The organism is Bacteroides sp. 11BF (assembly GCF_019633765.1).
GTDB lineage: Bacteria > Bacteroidota > Bacteroidia > Bacteroidales > Bacteroidaceae > Bacteroides > Bacteroides hominis.
Genome location: NZ_JAFKPJ010000002.1, coordinates 16,106 through 38,081 on the forward strand (window position 1 = coordinate 16,106; position 21,976 = coordinate 38,081).

At 44.7% G+C, this 21,976-nt stretch carries 17 protein-coding genes; 13 read left to right on the plus strand and 4 right to left on the minus strand.

What is annotated here, in order from left to right:
• Positions 1-303: 303 nt before the first annotated feature.
• The 7 genes from ilvD to JZY04_RS01835 all read left to right on the plus strand — a co-directional run bounded on the left by ilvD (position 304) and on the right by JZY04_RS01835 (position 9,032).
• On the plus strand, positions 304-2,106 hold the full coding sequence (gene ilvD, locus JZY04_RS01805; protein WP_122142478.1) for a dihydroxy-acid dehydratase: 1,803 nt from the start codon (positions 304-306) through the stop codon (positions 2,104-2,106).
• A 54-nt stretch (positions 2,107-2,160) separates the two neighbouring features.
• A complete protein-coding gene (ilvB, locus tag JZY04_RS01810; protein WP_122142479.1) occupies positions 2,161-3,858 on the plus strand; it encodes a biosynthetic-type acetolactate synthase large subunit in 1,698 nt (565 codons plus the stop codon).
• A 13-nt stretch (positions 3,859-3,871) separates the two neighbouring features.
• On the plus strand, positions 3,872-4,432 hold the full coding sequence (gene ilvN / locus JZY04_RS01815) for an acetolactate synthase small subunit (protein WP_005808314.1): 561 nt from the start codon (positions 3,872-3,874) through the stop codon (positions 4,430-4,432).
• Positions 4,433-5,176: an acyl-[acyl-carrier-protein] thioesterase gene (locus tag JZY04_RS01820; protein WP_005781287.1), complete on the plus strand. Its 744-nt coding sequence runs from the start codon at positions 4,433-4,435 to the stop codon at positions 5,174-5,176.
• 16 nt (positions 5,177-5,192) lie between these two features.
• Positions 5,193-5,777, plus strand: coding sequence for a porin family protein (locus tag JZY04_RS01825; RefSeq protein WP_005808313.1), 585 nt, complete (start codon positions 5,193-5,195; stop codon positions 5,775-5,777).
• 86 nt (positions 5,778-5,863) lie between these two features.
• The gene (gene ilvC / locus JZY04_RS01830; protein WP_005808312.1) at positions 5,864-6,907 is read left to right on the plus strand and encodes a ketol-acid reductoisomerase; all 1,044 of its coding nucleotides are present in this window, start codon (positions 5,864-5,866) and stop codon (positions 6,905-6,907) included.
• 196 nt (positions 6,908-7,103) lie between these two features.
• The gene (locus JZY04_RS01835; protein WP_122142480.1) at positions 7,104-9,032 is read left to right on the plus strand and encodes an LruC domain-containing protein; all 1,929 of its coding nucleotides are present in this window, start codon (positions 7,104-7,106) and stop codon (positions 9,030-9,032) included.
• A 169-nt stretch (positions 9,033-9,201) separates the two neighbouring features.
• Here the strand turns inward: JZY04_RS01835 and JZY04_RS01840 are convergent, their stop codons facing one another.
• A complete protein-coding gene (locus JZY04_RS01840) occupies positions 9,202-11,106 on the minus strand; it encodes an AAA domain-containing protein (protein WP_122142560.1) in 1,905 nt (634 codons plus the stop codon).
• Positions 11,107-11,244: 138 nt separating this feature from the next.
• On the opposite strand from JZY04_RS01840, the gene JZY04_RS01845 reads away from it, so the two are divergent.
• The 6 genes from JZY04_RS01845 (at position 11,245) to JZY04_RS01870 (ending at position 19,142) form a co-directional block, all read left to right on the plus strand.
• The gene (locus tag JZY04_RS01845) at positions 11,245-13,488 is read left to right on the plus strand and encodes an aconitate hydratase (RefSeq protein ID WP_122142482.1); all 2,244 of its coding nucleotides are present in this window, start codon (positions 11,245-11,247) and stop codon (positions 13,486-13,488) included.
• Between the two features lie 116 nt (positions 13,489-13,604).
• Positions 13,605-14,795: an NADP-dependent isocitrate dehydrogenase gene (icd, locus tag JZY04_RS01850; RefSeq protein WP_122142483.1), complete on the plus strand. Its 1,191-nt coding sequence runs from the start codon at positions 13,605-13,607 to the stop codon at positions 14,793-14,795.
• 12 nt (positions 14,796-14,807) lie between these two features.
• Positions 14,808-16,151 carry a citrate/2-methylcitrate synthase gene (locus JZY04_RS01855; RefSeq protein ID WP_005781276.1) on the plus strand — a complete coding sequence of 448 codons (1,344 nt, stop codon included), beginning with the start codon at positions 14,808-14,810 and terminating at the stop codon, positions 16,149-16,151.
• 116 nt (positions 16,152-16,267) lie between these two features.
• Positions 16,268-17,029, plus strand: a complete 762-nt coding sequence (locus tag JZY04_RS01860) for a DUF1295 domain-containing protein (protein WP_122142484.1) — start codon at positions 16,268-16,270, stop codon at positions 17,027-17,029.
• A 14-nt stretch (positions 17,030-17,043) separates the two neighbouring features.
• Entirely contained in the window at positions 17,044-18,276 is a 1,233-nt protein-coding gene (locus JZY04_RS01865) for an NADH:flavin oxidoreductase (RefSeq protein WP_122142485.1), read from the plus strand.
• Positions 18,276-19,142 carry an SDR family NAD(P)-dependent oxidoreductase gene (locus tag JZY04_RS01870; RefSeq protein ID WP_181996381.1) on the plus strand — a complete coding sequence of 289 codons (867 nt, stop codon included), beginning with the start codon at positions 18,276-18,278 and terminating at the stop codon, positions 19,140-19,142. Before JZY04_RS01865 ends, JZY04_RS01870 begins: the two co-directional genes overlap by 1 nt.
• Before the next feature lie 60 nt (positions 19,143-19,202).
• Here the strand turns inward: JZY04_RS01870 and pfkA are convergent, their stop codons facing one another.
• From pfkA to cmk, 3 genes are all read right to left on the minus strand, one after another.
• Complete coding sequence (gene pfkA, locus JZY04_RS01875) at positions 19,203-20,183, minus strand: 6-phosphofructokinase (RefSeq protein ID WP_005781272.1); 981 nt, start codon at positions 20,181-20,183, stop codon at positions 19,203-19,205.
• A gap of 73 nt (positions 20,184-20,256) precedes the next feature.
• Positions 20,257-21,129, minus strand: coding sequence for a 4-hydroxy-3-methylbut-2-enyl diphosphate reductase (locus JZY04_RS01880; protein ID WP_005808303.1), 873 nt, complete (start codon positions 21,127-21,129; stop codon positions 20,257-20,259).
• 112 nt (positions 21,130-21,241) lie between these two features.
• Positions 21,242-21,931 (minus strand): (d)CMP kinase, encoded by a 690-nt coding sequence (gene cmk, locus JZY04_RS01885; RefSeq protein ID WP_122142487.1) that lies wholly within the window; start codon positions 21,929-21,931, stop codon positions 21,242-21,244.
• Positions 21,932-21,976 lie beyond the last annotated feature (45 nt).

Here is a 21,976-nt window from a genome sequence, read left to right on the forward strand (position 1 = left end):
ATGATAAATGCGTATTTAATGGTGGGCTTTGCTTACAATTATTTTGTTTTGAGTGATTTTTTTCTTCAATTTGTTTGGAGTTTATAAAAAAGCACTTACCTTTGCAGCACATAAAGAAAGAAAAACAGAAGTTATGAATAATCATACATCAATTAACCTGGCAGTCCTGCATATTATTCGCGTCGTGGTGATTCCATCAAGAGCGTGAGAAAGGTTATGTATGTATTCGTACAGATAGAAGATATGATTTAGAGCCTTTCTCACTACGGTGGGAAAGGCTCTTTACTTAAAAGGAATATTGAAATGAAAAAGCAGTTACGCAGTTCGTTCAGCACACAAGGCCGTCGCATGGCGGGTGCCCGGGCACTTTGGGCAGCCAACGGTATGAAAAAAGAGCAATTAGGCAAACCTATCATTGCCATCGTCAATTCGTTCACTCAGTTTGTTCCGGGACATGTACATCTACATGAAATAGGCCAGCTGGTGAAAAAAGAAATTGAGAAGCTGGGATGCTTTGCTGCAGAGTTCAATACGATTGCCATTGATGATGGCATTGCTATGGGGCACGACGGAATGCTCTATTCCCTTCCCTCCCGGGATATCATTGCCGATAGCGTAGAATATATGGTGAATGCCCATAAAGCGGATGCCATGGTGTGTATCAGCAATTGTGACAAAATCACTCCGGGAATGTTGATGGCGGCTATGAGACTGAATATTCCTACTGTATTTGTATCCGGAGGCCCGATGGAAGCCGGTGAATTGGACGGGCAGCATTTGGACCTGATTGACGCGATGATTAAGTCGGCCGACGAAAGTGTGAGCGATGAAGAAGTTTCCAAAATTGAGAATCGGGCCTGTCCCACTTGCGGGTGCTGTTCGGGGATGTTTACTGCCAACTCGATGAACTGCCTCAACGAAGCGATCGGTCTGGCACTCCCCGGAAACGGAACGATTGTGGCAACTCATGCCAACCGTACCCAATTGTTCAAAGATGCTGCGAAACTGATTGTAGAAAATACCTATAAATATTATCGGGACGGTGATGAGAGTGTGCTTCCCCGGAGCATTGCCACCCGTGAGGCATTCCTGAATGCCATGACACTGGATATTGCGATGGGGGGATCTACCAATACGGTACTCCATCTGCTGGCGGTAGCTCATGAAGCAGGAGCGGACTTTAAAATGGATGATATCGATATGTTGTCGCGCAAAAGCCCGTGCCTGTGCAAGGTAGCGCCGAACACTCAGAAGTATCACATTCAGGATGTGAATCGTGCCGGAGGTATCATGGGGATTATGGGACAACTTGCCAAAGCCGGATTGATAGATACATCCGTGCCCCGTATCGATGGGATGACATTGGGTGAAGCAATTGATAAATATGATATAACAAGCCCGAACGTGTGTGAAGAGGCTATTAAGAAGTATAAGAGTGCGGCTGCCGGGAAGTTCAATCTGGTGCTCGGCTCTCAGGACGTCTATTACAAAGAACTGGATACGGATCGTACCGAAGGGTGCATTCGCGATATGGAACATGCATATAGCAAAGACGGAGGACTGGCCGTACTGAAAGGAAATATAGCTCAGGATGGTTGTGTGGTGAAAACAGCCGGTGTGGACGAAAGTATCTGGAAGTTTACCGGTCCGGCAAAGGTATTCGATTCACAGGAAGCCGCCTGCAATGGGATACTCGGAGGAAAAGTTGTCAGCGGAGATGTAGTCGTCATCACGCACGAGGGTCCGAAAGGAGGTCCCGGTATGCAGGAGATGCTTTATCCCACCTCTTATATTAAATCGCGCCATTTGGGCAAGGAGTGTGCGCTGATTACCGACGGCCGTTTCAGTGGTGGTACATCGGGACTCAGCATCGGTCATATCTCTCCCGAAGCGGCCGCCGGAGGTAATATCGGGAAGATCAAGGATGGTGATATCATCGAAATCAATATCCCCGAACGGACTATCAACGTGCGACTGACCGATGAAGAACTGGCTGCACGTCCGATGACTCCGGTCACTCGTGAACGCTATGTGCCTAAGAGTCTTAAAGCGTATGCCAGCATGGTAAGCTCTGCCGATAAAGGGGCGGTGAGACTGATTGATTAACTATGGGGTTGTTTCAATCGAAATCATAAATCGTTAAATTGTAAATTTTAGTACATGAGTAAAGATATAATTTCAGGCGGTGAAGCATTAATGCGTTCTTTGGAATATCATGGTGTAAAGACGATCTTTGGTTATCCCGGAGGTTCCATCATGCCGGTATTCGATGCCTTATATGACCATAGGGAGACTTTGAATCACATTCTGGTCCGCCATGAACAGGGAGCGGCACATGCTGCTCAGGGATTTGCCCGTGCTTCGGGTGAAGTAGGGGTTTGTCTGGTGACAAGTGGCCCCGGGGCTACTAATACCATTACCGGTATTGCGGATGCGATGATTGACAGTACACCGATTGTGGTGATTGCCGGACAGGTGGGAACGGCTTTTCTCGGTACGGATGCTTTTCAGGAAGTCGACCTGGTAGGTATTACACAACCGATCACAAAGTGGAGTTATCAGATTCGCCGTGCCGAAGATGTTCCGTGGGCAGTGGCCCGTGCTTTTTATATTGCCAAAAGCGGACGCCCGGGACCGGTAGTACTTGACTTCGCGAAAAATGCTCAGGTGGAGAAGGCGGAATATTATCCTACAAAGCTTGATTTTATACGCAGTTATGTGCCTGTACCCGAGACCGATCCGGAGGCTGTGAAAGTAGCTGCCGAATTAATTAACGGTGCGGAACGGCCGTTGGTATTGGTAGGTCAGGGTGTGGAGTTGGGCAATGCTCAGCAGGAACTGCGTGCTTTTATCGAAAAAGCAGGCATGCCCGCCGGATGTACGCTGCTGGGACTGTCGGCCTTACCGACTGAACACCCTCTGAATAAAGGTATGTTGGGAATGCATGGTAATCTCGGACCGAACATGAACACCAATAAATGTGATGTCTTGATCGCTGTCGGTATGCGTTTTGACGACCGTGTGACCGGCAATTTAGCCACCTATGCTAAACAGGCTAAAGTGATTCATTTTGATATTGATCCGGCTGAGGTGAATAAGAATGTACATGCGGATGTGGCAGTACTGGGTGACTGTAAAGAAACACTTGCCGCGGTAACGGCATTGCTTCAACCCAATGAGCATAAAGAGTGGCTGGATAGTTTCCTGCCTTATGAACAGGTGGAAGAAGAAAAGGTGATCCGTCCGGAATTGCACCCGATGGGCGATACGCTTTCAATGGGAGAAGTGGTGCGTGCAGTAAGCGATGCAACGAATCATGAAGCAGTATTGGTAACTGATGTAGGGCAGAACCAGATGATGTCTGCCCGATACTTTAAATACTCAAAGGATCGTAGCATTATTACCTCCGGAGGGCTCGGCACTATGGGATTCGGGCTTCCTGCCGCTATCGGTGCTACTTTTGGCCGACCGGACCGTACGGTTTGTGTATTTATGGGTGACGGTGGTTTGCAAATGAACATTCAGGAGCTGGGAACCATTATGGAACAGAAGGCACCGGTTAAAATCATCGTATTGAATAATAATTTTCTGGGAAATGTACGCCAATGGCAGGCAATGTTTTTTAACCGTAAATATTCGTTTACACCCATGTTGAATCCTGATTATATCAAGATTGCTTCTGCTTACGATATACCGGCCAAAAGGGTTTTCACCCGTGAAGAACTGGCTGATGCGATAGAGGAAATGATTGCGACAGAGGGTCCGTTCCTGTTGGAAGCTTGTGTGATTGAAGAGGGGAATGTATTGCCGATGACTCCTCCGGGAGGTTCGGTTAATCAGATGTTGTTGGAATGCTAATAATTTAGAGGTTATGGATAAAACATTATATACGTTAATTGTTCATTCAGAGAACTTTGCCGGATTGTTGAATCAGGTTACGGCGGTATTTACCCGTCGGCAGATTAATATAGAAAGTCTGAATGTTTCGGCTTCTTCCATCAAGGGGGTACATAAGTACACCATTACAGCCTGGACTGACAAGGATACGATTGAGAAGGTTGTCAAGCAGATCGAGAAGAAAATAGACGTGCTTCAGGCGCATTATTTCACTGAAGATGAAATTTATTTCCATGAAATAGCACTTTACAAAGTGTCTATGCCGGAATTTCAGTCACAACCGGAGGCGTCGAAAGTGATCCGTCGTTACAACGCACGGATTGTAGAAGTTAATCCGGTATTTGCCATTGTCGAGAAGAATGGAATCAGTGAGGAAATTACTTCCCTCTACGAAGAATTGAGCGTATTGAACTGTGTGTTGCAGTTTGTGCGTTCGGGGCGGGTGGCCATTACTACCAGTTGTTTTGAACGCGTGAACGAATTTCTGGCAGATCGTGAAACCAAATATAACTTAAGCAAAGGAGAGGAAAAGTAGATGAGTGATGCGAATAAGATAGGAAGTTATAAGTTTATTGCGGAACCTTTTCATGTCGACTTCAAGGGGCGTTTGACAATGGGGGTGCTCGGTAATCATCTGTTAAATTGTGCCGGTTTTCATGCCAGTGAACGTGGGTTCGGGATTGCTACACTGAATGAAGACAATTATACCTGGGTACTGTCCCGTCTGGCCATCGATTTGGAAGAGATGCCTTATCAATATGAAGAGTTTACCGTACAGACGTGGGTGGAGAATGTATACCGTCTTTTTACAGACCGTAATTTTGCTATCCTGAACAAAGATGGCAAGAAGATCGGGTATGCCCGTTCGGTATGGGCGATGATTAATCTGAATACCCGTAAACCTGCCGATTTGCTGACATTGCATGGCGGCAGTATCGTGGATTATGTATGTGACGAACCTTGCCCCATTGAGAAACCTTCGCGCATCAAAGTGACAACAGACAAGCCTTCTGCTAAGTTGACCGCTAAGTATAGTGATATTGATATCAATGGCCATGTGAACAGTATTCGTTATATAGAGCATATCTTGGATTTATTCCCCATTCAATTATATATGAGGAAACAAATTCAGAGGTTTGAAATGGCCTATGTGGCGGAGAGTTATTACGGTGACGAACTTTCTTTCTTTGAAGAGGAGGTGAACGAAGATGAGTATCACGTAGAGATAAAGAAAAACGATTGTGAAGTGGTTTGCCGCGCAAAAGTGAAGTTTGTATAGTTTAAAATATAATAGGATGAAAAAAATAGTTTTTCTTTTACTGCTTTTTGTTTCTTGCCGGGTGGGTGCCCAGCAGTTTCATTTGATTCCTAAAGTTGGTTTGAACTTGGCCAACACTACCGGAGAAGTGGATTCTAAAGTACGTCCCGGACTTAATGTGGGATTGGGTGGCGATGTGATGCTGACTGAACGGTTCGGAATAGAAGCAGGAGTGTACTACTCAATGCAGGGAAGTAAATATAACGGTAATGGGGTTTCTTATACGGACAAGTTGGATTATATAAACATCCCGGTATATGCGAAAGAATTCATATATAAAGGATTGTATCTATTCGGAGGTCCGCAGTTTAGTTTTAATGTGAACTCAGAGAATAAAGCATCTTCGGATCATGCGACCACAGTTATAGGTATGAACGTGATTCGTACGTTTGATTGTGGTGTGGGACTTGGCGCCGGATATCAGTTTGAGCGTGGCTTGCTGGTTTCTCTTAACTATAATATCGGATTGATTAATGTAAACAAAGCGTGGGCAAGTAATTCTAATCCGAAAGCAAACAATAGTGTGGTGCAGCTTAATGTAGGCTGGCGGTTTGCACTATAATAAATAAAGAATATAAGTTTAATTATTAATAATCGGTTTTGCTTCCTAAATAAGATGAAGCAGGACTTTTAAAACAAAGAAGAAAAATGGCACAATTGAATTTTGGCGGTGTTACGGAGAATGTAGTAACCCGTGAAGAATTTCCTTTGGAAAAAGCTCGTGAAGTATTGAAAAATGAAACAATCGCTGTTATCGGTTACGGTGTGCAGGGACCGGGTCAGTCACTGAATTTGCGTGATAACGGTTTCAATGTGATCGTTGGTCAGCGTCCGGGAAAAACATATGAAAAAGCAGTGGCAGACGGCTGGGTTCCGGGTGAAACACTGTTCGGCATCGAAGAGGCTTGCGAGAAAGGTACTATTGTGATGTGTCTGTTGTCAGATGCTGCCGTAATGTCCGTATGGCCTACTATCAAACCTTACCTGACTGCCGGAAAAGCGCTTTACTTCTCTCATGGTTTTGCAATTACCTGGAGTGACCGTACCGGTGTTGTTCCACCGAAAGATATCGATGTGATCATGGTTGCTCCCAAGGGATCGGGCACTTCACTTCGTACGATGTTCCTTGAAGGCCGTGGACTGAACTCTTCATACGCTATCTATCAGGATGCTACCGGAAGAGCTATGGAGAGAACCATTGCATTAGGTATTGGAGTTGGTTCAGGATATTTGTTTGAGACTACTTTCGTTCGTGAAGCTACTTCTGACCTTACAGGCGAACGCGGTTCGCTGATGGGAGCTATACAAGGACTGCTGCTGGCCCAGTATGAGGTTTTGCGTGAAAACGGTCATACTCCATCTGAAGCATTTAACGAAACTGTAGAAGAGCTGACCCAGTCATTGATGCCTTTGTTTGCTAAGAATGGTATGGATTGGATGTATGCCAACTGTTCTACGACAGCTCAGCGTGGTGCTCTTGATTGGATGGGTCCGTTCCACGACGCAATCAAGCCCGTTGTTCAGAAACTATATAATAGTGTCAAGACAGGTAATGAAGCACAAATTTCTATTGATTCCAATTCAAAACCGGATTATCGCGAGAAACTGGAAGCAGAACTGAAGGCATTGCGTGAAAGCGAAATGTGGCAGACAGCCGTAACAGTTCGTAAACTTCGTCCGGAAAATAATTAATCAGAATATACAAGTTCTGATAAGAGGGAGAATGATTGTTCTTCCTCTTTTTATTTTATTGGTATTTAGTGTATTGTGTATTTGGAATGAAGCGTATATATTGTATAATATGAAAAATAAGTATGCTTGTTGGATAAATGTATCAAGTTTTATATATATCTTTGTAGTCTAATTCACAAACAAACTATTTGTCAATATGAAAAATCGTGTTTATACAACGAAAAAGATGCTGGGAGTATTACTAAGTACTCTTTTATTGGGATGCGTGGTTGTGGGATGTATTGATGAGAAAGATCATTATAAACCAGATGAAAAACCGTCCGGGGTAGCTAATTCCTTTGATTTTGCAACTACACAAGACGTTCAATTGGATCTGAAGTATGATATTCCTGCAGAGAATTATCAGGTATTATTTGAACTGTATTTTGAGAATCCGTTGACAACTGATGCTGACGGACAGGTTGTGAAACGCACTGATATCGACCCCAAGGTAGTGAGAATGACTGATGGAACCGGAGTATATCGTGCTAAAGAAACAATCCCGGCTTATGGCGAGGAAGTATATATTTATACCTCTTATATCGGAGTACCAATGTTGTATAAAACTAAAATAGAAGGGAATACAATAATGGCTGATATAAACTGGGATACGGCTGCCGAAGCATCTGTGCAGACGCGTGTAGGTGGTGAGTATCAAACGGTGCCTGGAGGATTTTATACTTTGGGCAGTTGGGATATAAAAGGACGGCCTAACTATTTGGATAATGAAGGTGTTATTGAATTGACGCCCGCATTTTACAGAACAATTAATAAAACTATACCGGAGGATGGAAACTGCCCTCAGAAATATCGCCAGTCGGTTGATTTTATGATTAATGACGAACATGGTGCCGAAGTGAAGGTGCGTTTTATCGGAGGGACAAGTGCGGCATATAGTGCGTTTGGCTATTATTGCTATTCGGAAGGGGCAAATGTCGCTCAGATTCGGAAAGCTAAAAAGTACGTTGTATTCCCCAACACCAAAACAGGAGTCGGTATTAAAGGCGGGGAGTGTGTAAAACTACATTATATTGATGCTGACGGAGAAGATAAGGGAACTGTATTCCCAAAAGGGACTAAAATAGGCTGGTTTATTAGTAATGATGCTTTTACGAGAAACGGGACGACTACTAATGGCAATGTAGGTAAAGGACGGGGAATGTTCTATTCAACTACTGCATTAAATGACAAAGAACGTAAGCATACAGCTGCATTTAAAATAAATGAATTTATTGTATTATCGTTTGAAGATTGGAATGATCAGGATTATAACGATGTTATGTTTAATGTCTGGTCAAATCCGATAGAGGCTATTATCCCTCCCGATATGCCTTCGGTTGATCCGGAAGATCCGGACGATCAGTCAATAGCCTATAAAATGACGTATAAAGGAATTTTGGCTTTTGAAGATAATTGGCCTTCTAAAGGTGATTATGACCTGAATGATGTGATTGTGAAATATAATTCGGTTTTGAGTTTTAACACCAAAAATCAGGTACTTTCTACTGAAGATACTTTTACTGCTATGTGGTCGGGAGCGTTATTTAAGAATGGCTTTGCTTACCAAATGAATACAGAAAGGGCAAATGTAGAAGAGTGTGACTTCACCGAGGGGAAATCGGCTTGGGGAAGTCAGGGGTTGGATAATGAATTAAGCCAGGCTACTGTTGCTGTATTTGCCAATGCTATTGAAGAGACCGGTAGCAATACAAAGACCTCTGCATTCAAGATACGGAATAAATTTAAGCAACCTGTAGATCATGAAACTTTTGGAGTGGCTCCCTACAATTCATTCATCTTCTTGCATCAGAATACAGGAAAGGATCGTACGGAAGTACATTTGGTAAACCATAAACCAACTGATAAGGTAAATACGGCTCTCTTTGGAAGCCAGCAGGATTTATCGGATACAGATAAAGGGATCTATTACGTGTCAGACCAGAATTATCCGTTTGCTATTCATTTGGCAGATGTTGAAACATTCAATACGGAAGAGAAGAAATCTATTGATCAATCATATCCGCGTTTTGCTTCATGGGCAAAATCAGGTGGAAAGACAGATAAGGATTGGTATTTGAAGAAATAAGCAGACTGCTGCTTTATTGTAAACGAGGTTGTCAAAACTCATCACAGAGGACACAGAGTAGTATAGGGGTGGCTTAAGTTGCTGATTATTAGCAAAAAAGACTCTGAGATACTCTGTGTTATTCCGTGGTGAGTTTTGACATAACTTCGTTTTTTTGTTATCGGTATTTTTATGAATTTTGCCTGAGTCCATTGATATACTCAATTAACTTTCTGTAGAAAGCGTGTTTGCTCATGGTTGTGGCATCACCCAATATTACCAGTTTCATTCTGGCACGGGTGATGGCTACGTTCATTCGCCTTAAGTCATTGAGAAATCCGATCTGTCCGTTTTCATTGGCTCGCACCAAACTGATAAAGATTACATCACGTTCTTGTCCCTGAAAACCATCTACTGTATTGACAGTGATTCGGTTACGGTAGGGGCGAAAGAATGGATTTCCTTTTATTTTATTCCGTAAATATTGTACCTGGGCCTTATAAGGTGAAATAAGTCCAAAGTCTATACACTCTCCTGCCACTCGGTTTTCTCCGATTTTGCGGATATAATTTTCCAGTTCTTGCAACAGCAGATTGGCTTCCGGTTTATTGATACGTCCGAAGCTTTCTCCAACGAACTCTTCATGAAAGTCCATTTCCGAAGTATCGATCCAATTTATGGGAGTGTCCAGCTCGAGTATTCCCCGGTGAGAAATTTCCGGTGCGGCTTCCAGCTCACCTTGATAGAACCAGGCGGAAGGAAACTGCATGATGGAGCGATGCATGCGATATTGTATTTTCAGCAGAGAAACGGCTTCTTGCTTGTTCATTACGACTTTTTCCATTAATGTGCGGTCTAAACCGCTTCGCGCAGCCTCCATACATTTAATGGTCGGAGGGAGTTGGCAATGATCTCCTGCGAGGATTACACGGTCTGCTTTTCGGATAGCTATCCAGCAGGCAGCTTCCAGGGCCTGTGCGGCTTCATCGATAAAGAGGGTGCTGAAATGCCGTCCGATGAGAATCCGGTGATTACTGCTGACCAGTGTAGATGCAATGACACGGGCACTGGAAAAGAGGTCTTCGTTAATTAGTATTTCAAGTTCAGTGGCACGCTCTTTCAGGCGGAGTATTCGGTTACGTGTGGATTCGCGTTCAGAATATCCTCCTTTACGCAGATGATTCCCCATGTCACGAATGGATTTACGAATACCCCATAACTCGGTATATGCCGGATGACTTTCGAAACGGCGTTCGTAGGTAAACGAAAGCATTTTGTCGTTTACCCGGCTGGGATTGCCGATGCGTAGTACAGGCACTCCGCGGTCTACCAACTTTTCCGCAATCCAGTCGACGGCTGTATTACTTTGCGCACATACCAGCACCTGGTTTTCACGATGCAATGTTTCGTAGACAGCTTCTACGAGGGTAGTGGTTTTACCTGTTCCCGGAGGTCCGTGTACGATAGCCACGTCTTTGGCACGTAGCACTTTGTTAACGGCTTCCTCTTGTGTGATGTTCAGCCAGGGGAAGCGTACCGGATATATCTCTCTCCATTGCGAAGGTTGTTTACTAAGTAAGATATCACGTAGTTGGGCGAGGCGATTACCTTTCGCACGAATCACGTCTTCCAAGGCTTCGAACATACTGCGGTAGGAAGTCTCATCGAAATACAACTGTACCCCCAGTCTGTCTGCTCCTTGTATTTCAAGAAGTGCACCTGCTCCGGGTACCACGACTACCATACGCTCTTCATCTGCATAGCTTACGGTGTAGATGGAATTGAAATAATGTATGCTGCCATCATAGCCCTGTTCGAAAAAGCAAACAGGACGTCCGAATTCAAATGCATGTTCTATCTCTTTATCTTCTTGACGTTCTATTTCTATCACAAGTTGGTTCAGCGAATTATAAAAACTTCTGCCTGTACTGACGGGATACCAGCAAAGCCCTCGCTTCACTTTCCTCGCAATGCCCATCGTTTCTGTCTGCTTGCGAAATTCTTCTTTTTCATATTCATATTCCATACGTAGCAAAAGCTGTTGGCGTTGAAGATCGCTAAGCGGGGAAGAAGAGTTTGTATTATAATCGTTCATGTTAATGGGGTGCGGGTTAAATTTCCGGCAAAGATAACAAATCTGTTTCCGGATTGGAATAAACATTTCAATTTGTTAAACCTTTCTTTCGTATAATTGGTTATAATAAATAGAAGAACAGATAAAACCAGAATTGTTATGGTATATGATTTGAATATGTTAAAGAGCTTCTATACATCCTATAAAGGGAAAATGGAGCATGTTCGTGCAGCACTGAAGCGTCCTTTGACGTTGGCTGAAAAGATTTTGTATGCACATTTGTATAATGTGGCGGATTTAAAGAATTATGAACGGGGAGAGGACTATGTCAATTTTCGTCCGGACCGTGTTGCAATGCAGGATGCAACGGCTCAAATGGCCTTGTTGCAATTTATGAATGCCGGGAAAGATACAGTGGCAGTACCTTCCACGGTACACTGCGATCATTTGATACAAGCTTACCGGGGTGCTGAACGTGACATTGAAACAGCTACACAAACCAACCGGGAGGTGTATGATTTCTTGTGTGATGTTTCCTCTCGTTATGGCATTGGTTTCTGGAAGCCGGGAGCGGGCATCATTCATCAGGTGGTGCTTGAGAATTATGCTTTTCCGGGTGGGATGATGGTCGGTACCGACTCGCATACCCCGAATGCCGGAGGGCTCGGAATGGTGGCGATCGGTGTAGGTGGTGCCGATGCTGTGGATGTGATGACAGGTATGGAGTGGGAACTTAAGATGCCGAAATTGATCGGGGTACGTCTGACAGGAGAGTTGAATGGATGGACAGCTCCCAAAGATGTCATACTGAAATTGGCCGGTATCCTGACCGTGAAAGGAGGAACAAACGCTATTATCGAATATTTTGGATCGGGTACGGCTTCGTTATCGGCCACGGGAAAAGCTACAATCTGTAATATGGGTGCTGAAGTAGGAGCTACTACCTCTCTTTTCCCTTATGATGAACGTATGGCTGTTTATCTGAGAGCAACCGGACGCGAGGAAGTGGCTGTGATGGCCGACAGTGTAGCTGCTGATCTGCGTGCAGACGACGAAGTAATGGCACGTCCGGAAGATTTTTATGACCGGGTTATCGAAATAAATCTTTCAGAGTTGGAACCTTATATTAATGGTCCGTTTACTCCGGACGCCGCCACTCCTATTTCAGAATTTGCTGAAAAGGTAGTAACGAACGGTTATCCCCGGAAAATGGAAGTAGGTTTGATAGGTTCCTGTACCAACTCTTCTTATCAGGACATCAGCCGTGCGGCTTCCGTAGCCCGGCAGGTGAATGAGAAGAACTTGGGAGTGGCATCACCGCTGATTGTAAATCCGGGTTCCGAACAGATCCGTGCGACAGCCGAGCGTGACGGTATGATGGATGTATTTGAAAAGATGGGTGCTACTATCATGGCTAATGCCTGCGGTCCTTGTATCGGCCAGTGGAAACGCCATACAGACGATCCGACCCGTAAAAACTCTATTGTGACTTCATTTAACCGCAATTTTGCCAAACGTGCTGACGGTAACCCGAATACTTTTGCTTTTGTGGCTTCACCCGAGATTGTTCTGGCACTGACTATTGCCGGCGATCTTTGTTTCAACCCGTTGAAAGACCGTTTGGTTAACCATGACGGTGAAAAGGTGAAACTTAGTGAACCTACGGGGGATGAATTGCCATCTGCCGGATTTGTTGCCGGCAATCAGGGATATCAGGCTCCTACGGGTGAGAAAGCTGAGATTAAGGTTGCTCCGGATTCTCAGCGTTTACAGTTACTGACTCCTTTCCCTGCATGGGACGGCAATGATTTTCTCAATATGCCGCTGCTTATCAAAGCACAGGGAAAATGCACGACAGATCATATCTCGATGGCAGGTCCCTGGCTTCGGTTTCGTGGACATTTGGAAAACATTTCCGATAATATGTTGATGGGAGCGGTGAATGCATTCAATGGCGAAACGAATAAGGTCTGGAACCGTTTGACCAATACATATGAAACTGTTTCGGGTACCGCAAAACAGTATAAAGCGGATGATATCTCTTCCATTGTAGTAGCCGAAGAAAATTATGGCGAGGGTTCAAGTCGTGAGCATGCTGCCATGGAACCGCGTTTTCTGAATGTGAAGGTGATTCTGGCCAAAAGCTTTGCCCGCATTCATGAAACCAATCTGAAAAAACAGGGTATGTTGGCCGTTACCTTTGCAGATAAAGCCGATTATGACCGGATTCGTGAGCACGATTTAATCTCGGTAGTTGGATTAAAAGAGTTTTCGCCCGGAAATAACCTGGAGGTGATTTTGCATCACGAAGATGGCACTGAAGAACGGTTTGCGGTACAGCATACTTACAATGAACAGCAGATTGGCTGGTTCCGAGCTGGATCGGCTTTGAACGCCAAATAGCTTGTAGATAGCTTTCCGGGACTTGTTTTAGGTTTTAAATCAATAAATCTTTGGTTTTAAACCAATGGAACCTGACTTTGGAACACGATTGGAGGAGTATATAAAAAAATAAATCAATGAGTAAAATTACCAAACAGAAAGATGGAGGATTGTTAGTGCCGGATGTACCGACAATACCTTTTATAACAGGTGATGGAGTAGGGGCGGAAATCACTCCTGCCATGCAGGCAATAGTAAATGCGGCGGTAGATGTATCGTATGGTGGCAGCCGTCATATCGAATGGAAAGAAGTATTGGCCGGTGAACGTGCTTTTCGGGCAACGGGTTCATGGTTACCTGATGAAACAATGGAGGCTTTTAAGGAATATCTGATCGGCATCAAAGGGCCGTTGACAACTCCGGTCGGCGGGGGAATCCGTTCGTTGAATGTGGCTCTCCGCCAGACGCTCGACTTATACGTTTGCTTGCGTCCGGTACGTTGGTTTCGTGGAGTGGTGTCTCCCGTTAAAGAGCCTGAGAAGGTGAATATGCACATCTTTCGTGAAAATACGGAAGATATCTATGCCGGTATCGAGTGGGAGGCAGGTACTCCGGAGGCAAGAAAATTCTATAGGTTTTTGCACGATGAGATGGGAGTCAGTAAAGTACGTTTTCCCGAAACCTCTTCTTTCGGGGTGAAGCCGGTTTCGCGTGAGGGTACAGAGCGTCTGGTACGTGCCGCGTGCCGCTATGCATTGCAGCATGAACTGCCTTCAGTCACTTTGGTGCACAAAGGCAATATCATGAAATTCACCGAAGGAGGTTTTAAAAAATGGGGATACGAGTTGGCTGAACGTGAGTTTGCCGATGCGATTGCTTCAGGCAAGCTGGTAATTAAAGATTGTATCGCTGATGCCTTTTTGCAGAACACTCTCTTGATTCCTGAAGACTATTCGGTTATCGCCACTTTGAATCTGAACGGAGATTATATTTCCGATCAGCTTGCAGCTATGGTAGGAGGTATCGGTATCGCGCCGGGAGCCAATATCAACTATGACTCCGGACATGCTATTTTTGAGGCTACCCATGGGACAGCTCCCAACATTGCCGGAAAGGGAGTGGTCAATCCTTGTTCATTGATACTTTCGGCCGTCATGATGCTTGAATATCTGGGCTGGCAGGAGCCTGCCGACTTGATTGTAGAGGCGCTTGAAGCCAGTTTTGCCGAAGGGAAAGCCACCAATGACCTGGCGCGCTTCATGCACAAAGGGCAGCCACTTTCTACCTCCGAATTTACAGAAGAAATTATTAACCGAATTAAAAATTAATACCTTCAGGACATGAAAAAAGAATATTTGATTTATAAACTTTCCGAGGCAATGAAAGATTGTACCCGGATTGACACCGATTTATTTCCGAAGTTTGACGTAAAACGGGGGCTTCGTAACGAAGACGGTACAGGTGTGTTAGTCGGATTGACTAAGATTGGTAATGTCGTAGGTTATGAGCGAATTCCCGGAGGGGGATTGAAGCCTATTCCTGGAAAGCTGTTCTATCGGGGATATGATCTGGAAGACTTGGCACATGCCATTCTGAAAGAAAAACGTTTTGGATTTGAAGAAGTTGCTTATTTATTGTTATCTGGCAGTTTGCCCGATAAAGAAGAACTGGCTTCGTTTAGGGAACTAATCAATGATAATATGCCTTTGGAACAAAAAACCAAGATGAATATCATTGAACTTGAGGGGAACAATATTATGAATATTCTGGCCCGCAGTGTACTTGAAATGTATCGTTTTGATTCCAATCCGGATGACACTTCACGTGATAACCTGATGCGTCAGAGCATTGATCTGATCTCAAAGTTCCCCACAATCATCGCTTATGCGTTCAATATGTTACGTCATGCCACTTTCGGCCGTTCGTTACACATCCGTCATCCGCAGGAGAATTTGTCGATTGCCGAGAATTTCCTCTATATGCTGAAACGGGATTATACCGAACTGGACGCGCGTACGCTCGACCTTTTGCTGGTGCTCCAGGCGGAACACGGAGGAGGTAACAACTCTACTTTTACGGTTCGTGTAACTTCATCTACCGGTACAGATACATATTCGGCTATTGCCGCAGGTATCGGTTCGTTGAAAGGTCCGCTCCATGGAGGTGCCAATATTCAGGTGGCCGACATGTTCCATCATTTGCAGGAAAATATTCAGGACTGGACCAATGTGGATGAGATTGACACTTACTTTACCCGTATGCTGAACAAAGAGGTTTATAATAAGACCGGATTGATCTATGGTATCGGGCATGCCGTGTATACCATTTCCGATCCTCGTGCCGTATTGCTGAAGGAACTTGCACGTGACCTGGCACATGAGAAAGGGCGTGAACGCGAATTTGCTTTCCTTGAACTTCTGGAAGAGCGTGCCATTGCCACATTCGGTAAGATTAAGAATAATGGAAAAACGGTGTCCAGCAACGTCGATTTTTATTCCGGTTTTGTATATGAAATGATTGGCTTGCCACAAGAAATCTATACTCCTTTGTTCGCTATGGCACGTATTGTCGGTTGGTGTGCCCATCGTAATGAAGAATTGAATTTTGAAGGCAAACGTATCATTCGTCCGGCTTACAAGAATGTGTTGGAAGAAGAAAAATATGTGCCGTTGAAGAAAAGATAAAAGAAAAGTCTGAGGGTGTGGCAGATCACTTTGCAGCACCCTTATTTTATTTCCGTAAACTATTTGTCTCTTTAAAGTTTTTCTTTTAACTTTGTCCATTGTATAAAATCTTGGATATGAGTATAGAAGGCTTTAATCTGCTTCTTTTGATAATGAGTCTGGTGGCTCTGGTCGTTTTCATAGCCCTTTATTTTATCAGGGCGGGATACGGTATGTTCCGCAGCCGTTCCTGGGGCATCTCGGTAAACAATAAGTTGGCCTGGATACTTATGGAGGCCCCTGTCTTTTTGGTCATGAGTTGGTTGTGGTGGCATTCCGACCGTCGTTTCTTTCCTGTAGAACTTACTTTCTTTCTCTTCTTTCAGTTGCATTACTTCCAGCGGGCCTTTGTTTTTCCCTTTTTGATGAAAGGAAAAAGTAAGATGCCGATACTCATTCTTTTGATGGGAGTCCTCTTTAATATCCTCAACGGACTGATGCAGGGTGAATGGATATTTTATCTTGCGCCTTCAGGATACTACACAGCCGACTGGTTGCTGTCACCTTATTTTTGGATAGGAACACTTTTATTCTTCAGCGGGATGCTAATCAACTGGCATTCCGACTCAGTTATCCGGAATCTGCGTACTCCCGGAGATACCCGCCATTATCTTCCTCAAAGGGGAATGTATCGTTACGTAACTTCTGCCAACTATTTGGGTGAGATTGTTGAATGGATTGGTTGGGCTGTCTTGACCTGGTCTCTGCCGGGATGTGTCTTTGCTTGGTGGACTATTGCCAACCTTGTTCCACGGGCAGATGCTATTTGGCATCGTTATAAGGAAGAGTTCGGGTCGCAGGTCGAGTATAAGAAACGAATTTTTCCCTTCTTATATTAAAAAATAAATTACTTATGAATACACACCTTGCTTCTAAGCTTTTCACACCGATTACCATCGGACCGCTTACATTGCGCAACCGTACTATTCGTTCGGCAGCTTTTGAAGGTATGTGTCCGGGAAACGCCCCTTCTCCGATGTTGCTTGATTATCATCGTTCCGTTGCTGCCGGAGGTGTAGGGATGACTACGGTTGCCTATGCTTCGGTGACCCGTAGCGGATTATCATTTCCAAGGCAATTGTGGCTTCGTCCCGAGATCATTCCCGGCTTACGTGAGCTAACCGATGCCATTCATGCGGAGGGTGCCGCTGCCAGTATACAGATAGGGCATTGTGGCAACATGTCTCATAAAAGTATTTGTGGAGTTACGCCTATTTCTGCTTCATCAGGCTTCAATATTTATTCGCCTACATGGGTACGGGGGATGAGGCGGGAGGAATTGCCGGAAATGGCAAAAGCCTACGGACGTGCAGTCTGTCTTGCTCGTGAAGCCGGCTTTGATGCTGTTGAAGTTCACGCAGGACATGGGTATCTGATCAGCCAGTTTCTTTCACCTTACACCAACCGCCGGAAAGATGAATATGGAGGATCATTGGAGAACCGGATGCGGTTTATGACGATAGTAATGGAAGAGGTGATGAAGGCGGCCGGCAGTGATATAGCCGTGTTCGTGAAGATGAATATGCGTGACGGCTTTCGTGGTGGTATGGAAATAGAGGAGACCCTTGAAGTGGCCAGACGGCTTGAGTCATTGGGAGTGCATGCATTGGTTCTGAGTGGAGGTTTTGTCAGTAAAGCTCCTATGTATGTTATGCGTGGGGCGATGCCTATCAGGACGTTGACGCACTATATGGATTGCTGGTGGTTGAAGTATGGTGTCAAGTTGGCGGGGCGGGTGATGATACCGACTGTTCCTTTTAAAGAAGCCTATTTCTTGGAAGATGCTTTAAAGTTCCGCTCTGAGATTAAAATTCCTTTAATTTATGTTGGCGGGCTGGTGTCCCGTGAGAAAATAGATGAAGTGCTGAATGAAGGGTTCGAGGCTGTACAGATGGCACGTGCTTTGCTTAATGAACCCGGGTTTGTCAACCGGATGCGGCGTGAAGAAAAGGCCCGCTGTAATTGTGGGCACAGTAATTATTGCATAGGAAGAATGTATACCATTGAGATGGCTTGTCATCATCATTTGGCAGAAGAACTTCCTCTTTGTTTGCAAAAAGAGATCGAACACTTGGAAAATAAATGATGGAACGTAAGCTTGCTATTATTACCGGCGCCGATGGTGGGATGGGGATGGAGATCACCCGTGCCGTGGCTCGTGAAGGTTATGCAGTAATCATGGCCTGTTGTTCGCTGTCGAAGGCGGAACCCAAATGCAGGGAGTTGGCGAAGGAAACAGGAAATAAGAATATGGAAGTGTGGGAGATAGATCTTGCATCACTGGCTTCAGTGAAAACTTTTGCAAACCGGGTATTACAGCGGAACACTTCCATAGCTTTGCTGATGAATAATGCCGGGACGATGGAAACCGGATTGCATATTACAGAAGATGGGCTGGAGCGTACGGTCAGTGTAAACTATGTAGGCCCCTGTCTGTTGACGCGGCTTTTGCTTCCGTTGATGGGACAGGGAACACGTATTGTCAATATGGTGTCTTGTACCTATGCAATTGGTAAGCTGGATTTTCCCGATTTTTTTCTTCGTGGTAAAAGGGGAAATTTCTGGCGAATCCCTGTTTATAGTAATACAAAACTCGCTTTGTTGCTTTTTACTTTTGAACTGGCAGAGCGTCTTCGGATACGTGGAATAACGGTCAATGCTGCTGATCCAGGAATTGTGTCTACCGATATCATCCGGATGCATCAATGGTTCGATCCATTGACCGACATTTTCTTCCGCCCTTTTATACGGACACCTCTCCAGGGGGCCTCTACTGCAATCGGACTATTACTTGATGTGGAAGCAGGGAAACAGACTGCGACATTTAATTTGAATAATCATTTGCATCCTCTTTCCGAAAAATATACTCACCATGTTCAAAGGGTGCAATTATGGGAGGAAACAGAAAGAATCTTGTCAGAGAAGGGGTTTACCGTAAATGATAAACGGTGAACCATAAACATTTTGTATGTTTACCGTCCACCGTCTGTCTTTTCCTGTTGTATACTGTTATCAAATAGACAGTTCTCTCAACACATTGACGAGATCTCTTTTGACAGGTTTATCGTTTTTGATGGCTTTGCTGAACGGAACATAAACAATTTCGTCGTGCTCTATGCCGATCATGACATTACGTTGGTCTTCCATGATAGCATCGATAGCTGCCGCACCCAGACGACTGGCCAAAATACGGTCATGTGCCGTCGGGCTGCCACCACGTTGCAAGTGTCCCAGAATGGTGACGCGAACATCATATTGAGGATATTCGTTTTTCACACGTTCGGCATAATGCATGGCACCTCCGGTAAGTTCACTTTCGGCTACCAGTACGATACTGCTGTTTTTTGATTTGCGGAAACCGCTCTTTATAAATTCCTCCAGTTGGTCGACTTCCGTACTGAATTCCGGAATGATGGCGGCTTCTGCTCCCGAGGCAATCGCACCGTTCAATGCCAGAAAACCGGCGTCGCGTCCCATTACTTCTACAAAGAACAAACGCTCGTGCGAAGTAGCTGTGTCACGGATCTTGTCGACTGCATCCAGAATGGTATTCAGCGCCGTGTCATATCCGATAGTGGTATCTGTGCCAAAAAGGTCATTGTCAATAGTACCCGGAAGTCCGATACAGGGAACGTCATATTCTTGTGCAAAGATGCGTGCTCCGGTCAGCGAACCGTCACCACCAATTACAACAAGGGCGTCAATCCCTTCTTTTACCATGTTATCGTATGCCATTTTACGTCCTTCGGGAGTTGTAAACTCTTTGCAACGTGCTGTTTTCAGGATCGTTCCTCCCAGTTGAATGATGTTACTTACATTCTGGCTTTTAAATTCTTTGATCTCCCCTGTTACCAAGCCTCTGTATCCTCTATATATACCTTTTACTTGCAGTCCGTTATAGATTGCTGCACGTGTCACTGCACGAATAGCAGCGTTCATTCCCGGTGCATCACCACCGGAAGTTAAAATACCAACACACTTAACTGTTCCCATAACAATCTTGTTTTTTAATTGACGTTGCAAAGATAACAAAAAGGAGTGCCCTGTATGATTAAATAACGTTAATTCATTGTCTTTTAATCTGTGCCTTTATGGCTTCGGAGATTTCTTCCATCAGCCATTTGGGAGTGGATGTAGCCCCGCACACGCCGATAGAATTGACTCCGGGGAGCAAAGAGTCATCGATTTCCTCAGCACTGTCTATCAAATGTGAGTTTGGGTTGACTTTTTTGCATTCTTCGAATAACATTTTGCCATTTGAACTTTTTTTACCACTGACAAAAAAGATCAGATCGTGTGAAGCGGCAAATTTTCGCAGGTTGGGCATGCGGTTGGCTACCTGGCGACAAATGGTATCATAATATTCAAAAGTCGCGTCAGGCGAAATGTGTTCTTTGATGTATTCCACAATTTCCCAAAACTCATCGAGTGATTTGGTAGTCTGTGAGTATAAGCGTATGCTTTTGCTGAAGTCCAGTTGACGGGCTTCATCGAGTTTTTCTATCACAATCGCCTTGCCGGTTGTTTGTCCGACCAATCCCAGGACCTCTGCGTGTCCGTTCTTACCGTAGATCACGATTTGTTTCTCATCAGAGTCCTCCTGCATGTATTCTTGTTTGATCCGTTTTTGCAAACGGAGCACTACCGGACAAGTGGCATCAATGATCTCGATGTTATTCTCTTTGGCGATGATATAGGTCTCAGGCGGTTCGCCATGGGCGCGTAAAAGTACTTTGGCGTTATGAAGTTGCTTGAATTCCTCATGGTTGATGGTAATCAGTCCCATTTCCTTCAGGCGCTCCACTTCGCGGCTGTTGTGTACAATATCTCCCAGGCAATAGAGTGTCACCCCTTTTGTGAGTTCCTCCTCGGCTTTGTGGATGGCTGTGACCACTCCGAAACAAAAACCGGAACCTTCATCTATTTCTACTTTTACCATATAATTACAAAATCTGTGATTAAAAAAGGGTGTAGCCATACTGACCGGATGGCTACACCCTTTCCTCAGGATGGCTACACCCTATGGGGCGTATGGCTACACCCTTCCGTTTTTACTCTTTTATTGCTTTTTGATATTCGGCTGTCAGCCACTCCTTTTGCTCGGCAATGGTGAGATGACTGTTGTCTAATAGTAAAGCATCGTCAGCTTTCTTTAGCGGGCTCACTTCACGCGTCTGGTCTATATGGTCACGTTGTTTCACGTTCTCCAATATTTCTTCAAAACTGGCCTCCTGTCCTTTGGCTTTCAGTTCGTCATAACGGCGCTGGGCGCGAATCTCCGGTGAGGCGGTTACGAATATCTTTAATTCTGCATCCGGAAATACAGTTGTACCGATATCACGGCCATCCATAACAATGCCCTTGGCTTTGCCCATTTCTTGTTGCTGGGCCACCATCGCTTCGCGGACAAAACCGAGCGCACTGATCGGACTTACTTTAGAAGAAACTTCCATGGTGCGGATTTTGTTCTCTACGTTCACTCCATTTAAGTAAGTATTCGGGCGACCGGTTTCCGGATCAATCCGGAAAGAGATGTGGATATCGTCGATATGCTGTTTCAGTTTTTCAGTATCAATCGTATCTCCGTTGAAGATGCCGTTCTCTATACTGTATAGTGTAACGGCACGATACATAGCTCCACTGTCGATATAAATGTATCCGATTTCTTTAGCCAAATCTTTAGCCATGGTACTTTTCCCGCAAGAAGAAAAGCCATCAATTGCAATTGTTATCTTTTTCATGATGTTATGCAGCAGGTTTATTCCCTTTTTTAACGTCTTATCTAA

Bases quoted from the DNA above. Each gene is read 5' to 3' on its own strand.
- ilvD (WP_122142478.1), top strand. From the start codon at position 304: ATGAAAAAGCAGTTACGCAGTTCGTTCAGCACACAAGGCCGTCGCATG.
- ilvB (WP_122142479.1), top strand. From the start codon at position 2,161: ATGAGTAAAGATATAATTTCAGGCGGTGAAGCATTAATGCGTTCTTTG.
- ilvN (WP_005808314.1), top strand. From the start codon at position 3,872: ATGGATAAAACATTATATACGTTAATTGTTCATTCAGAGAACTTTGCC.
- JZY04_RS01820 (WP_005781287.1), top strand. From the start codon at position 4,433: ATGAGTGATGCGAATAAGATAGGAAGTTATAAGTTTATTGCGGAACCT.
- JZY04_RS01825 (WP_005808313.1), top strand. From the start codon at position 5,193: ATGAAAAAAATAGTTTTTCTTTTACTGCTTTTTGTTTCTTGCCGGGTG.
- ilvC (WP_005808312.1), top strand. From the start codon at position 5,864: ATGGCACAATTGAATTTTGGCGGTGTTACGGAGAATGTAGTAACCCGT.
- JZY04_RS01835 (WP_122142480.1), top strand. From the start codon at position 7,104: ATGAAAAATCGTGTTTATACAACGAAAAAGATGCTGGGAGTATTACTA.
- JZY04_RS01840 (WP_122142560.1), bottom strand. From the start codon at position 11,106: ATGAACGATTATAATACAAACTCTTCTTCCCCGCTTAGCGATCTTCAA.
- JZY04_RS01845 (WP_122142482.1), top strand. From the start codon at position 11,245: ATGGTATATGATTTGAATATGTTAAAGAGCTTCTATACATCCTATAAA.
- icd (WP_122142483.1), top strand. From the start codon at position 13,605: ATGAGTAAAATTACCAAACAGAAAGATGGAGGATTGTTAGTGCCGGAT.
- JZY04_RS01855 (WP_005781276.1), top strand. From the start codon at position 14,808: ATGAAAAAAGAATATTTGATTTATAAACTTTCCGAGGCAATGAAAGAT.
- JZY04_RS01860 (WP_122142484.1), top strand. From the start codon at position 16,268: ATGAGTATAGAAGGCTTTAATCTGCTTCTTTTGATAATGAGTCTGGTG.
- JZY04_RS01865 (WP_122142485.1), top strand. From the start codon at position 17,044: ATGAATACACACCTTGCTTCTAAGCTTTTCACACCGATTACCATCGGA.
- JZY04_RS01870 (WP_181996381.1), top strand. From the start codon at position 18,276: ATGGAACGTAAGCTTGCTATTATTACCGGCGCCGATGGTGGGATGGGG.
- pfkA (WP_005781272.1), bottom strand. From the start codon at position 20,183: ATGGGAACAGTTAAGTGTGTTGGTATTTTAACTTCCGGTGGTGATGCA.
- JZY04_RS01880 (WP_005808303.1), bottom strand. From the start codon at position 21,129: ATGGTAAAAGTAGAAATAGATGAAGGTTCCGGTTTTTGTTTCGGAGTG.
- cmk (WP_122142487.1), bottom strand. From the start codon at position 21,931: ATGAAAAAGATAACAATTGCAATTGATGGCTTTTCTTCTTGCGGGAAA.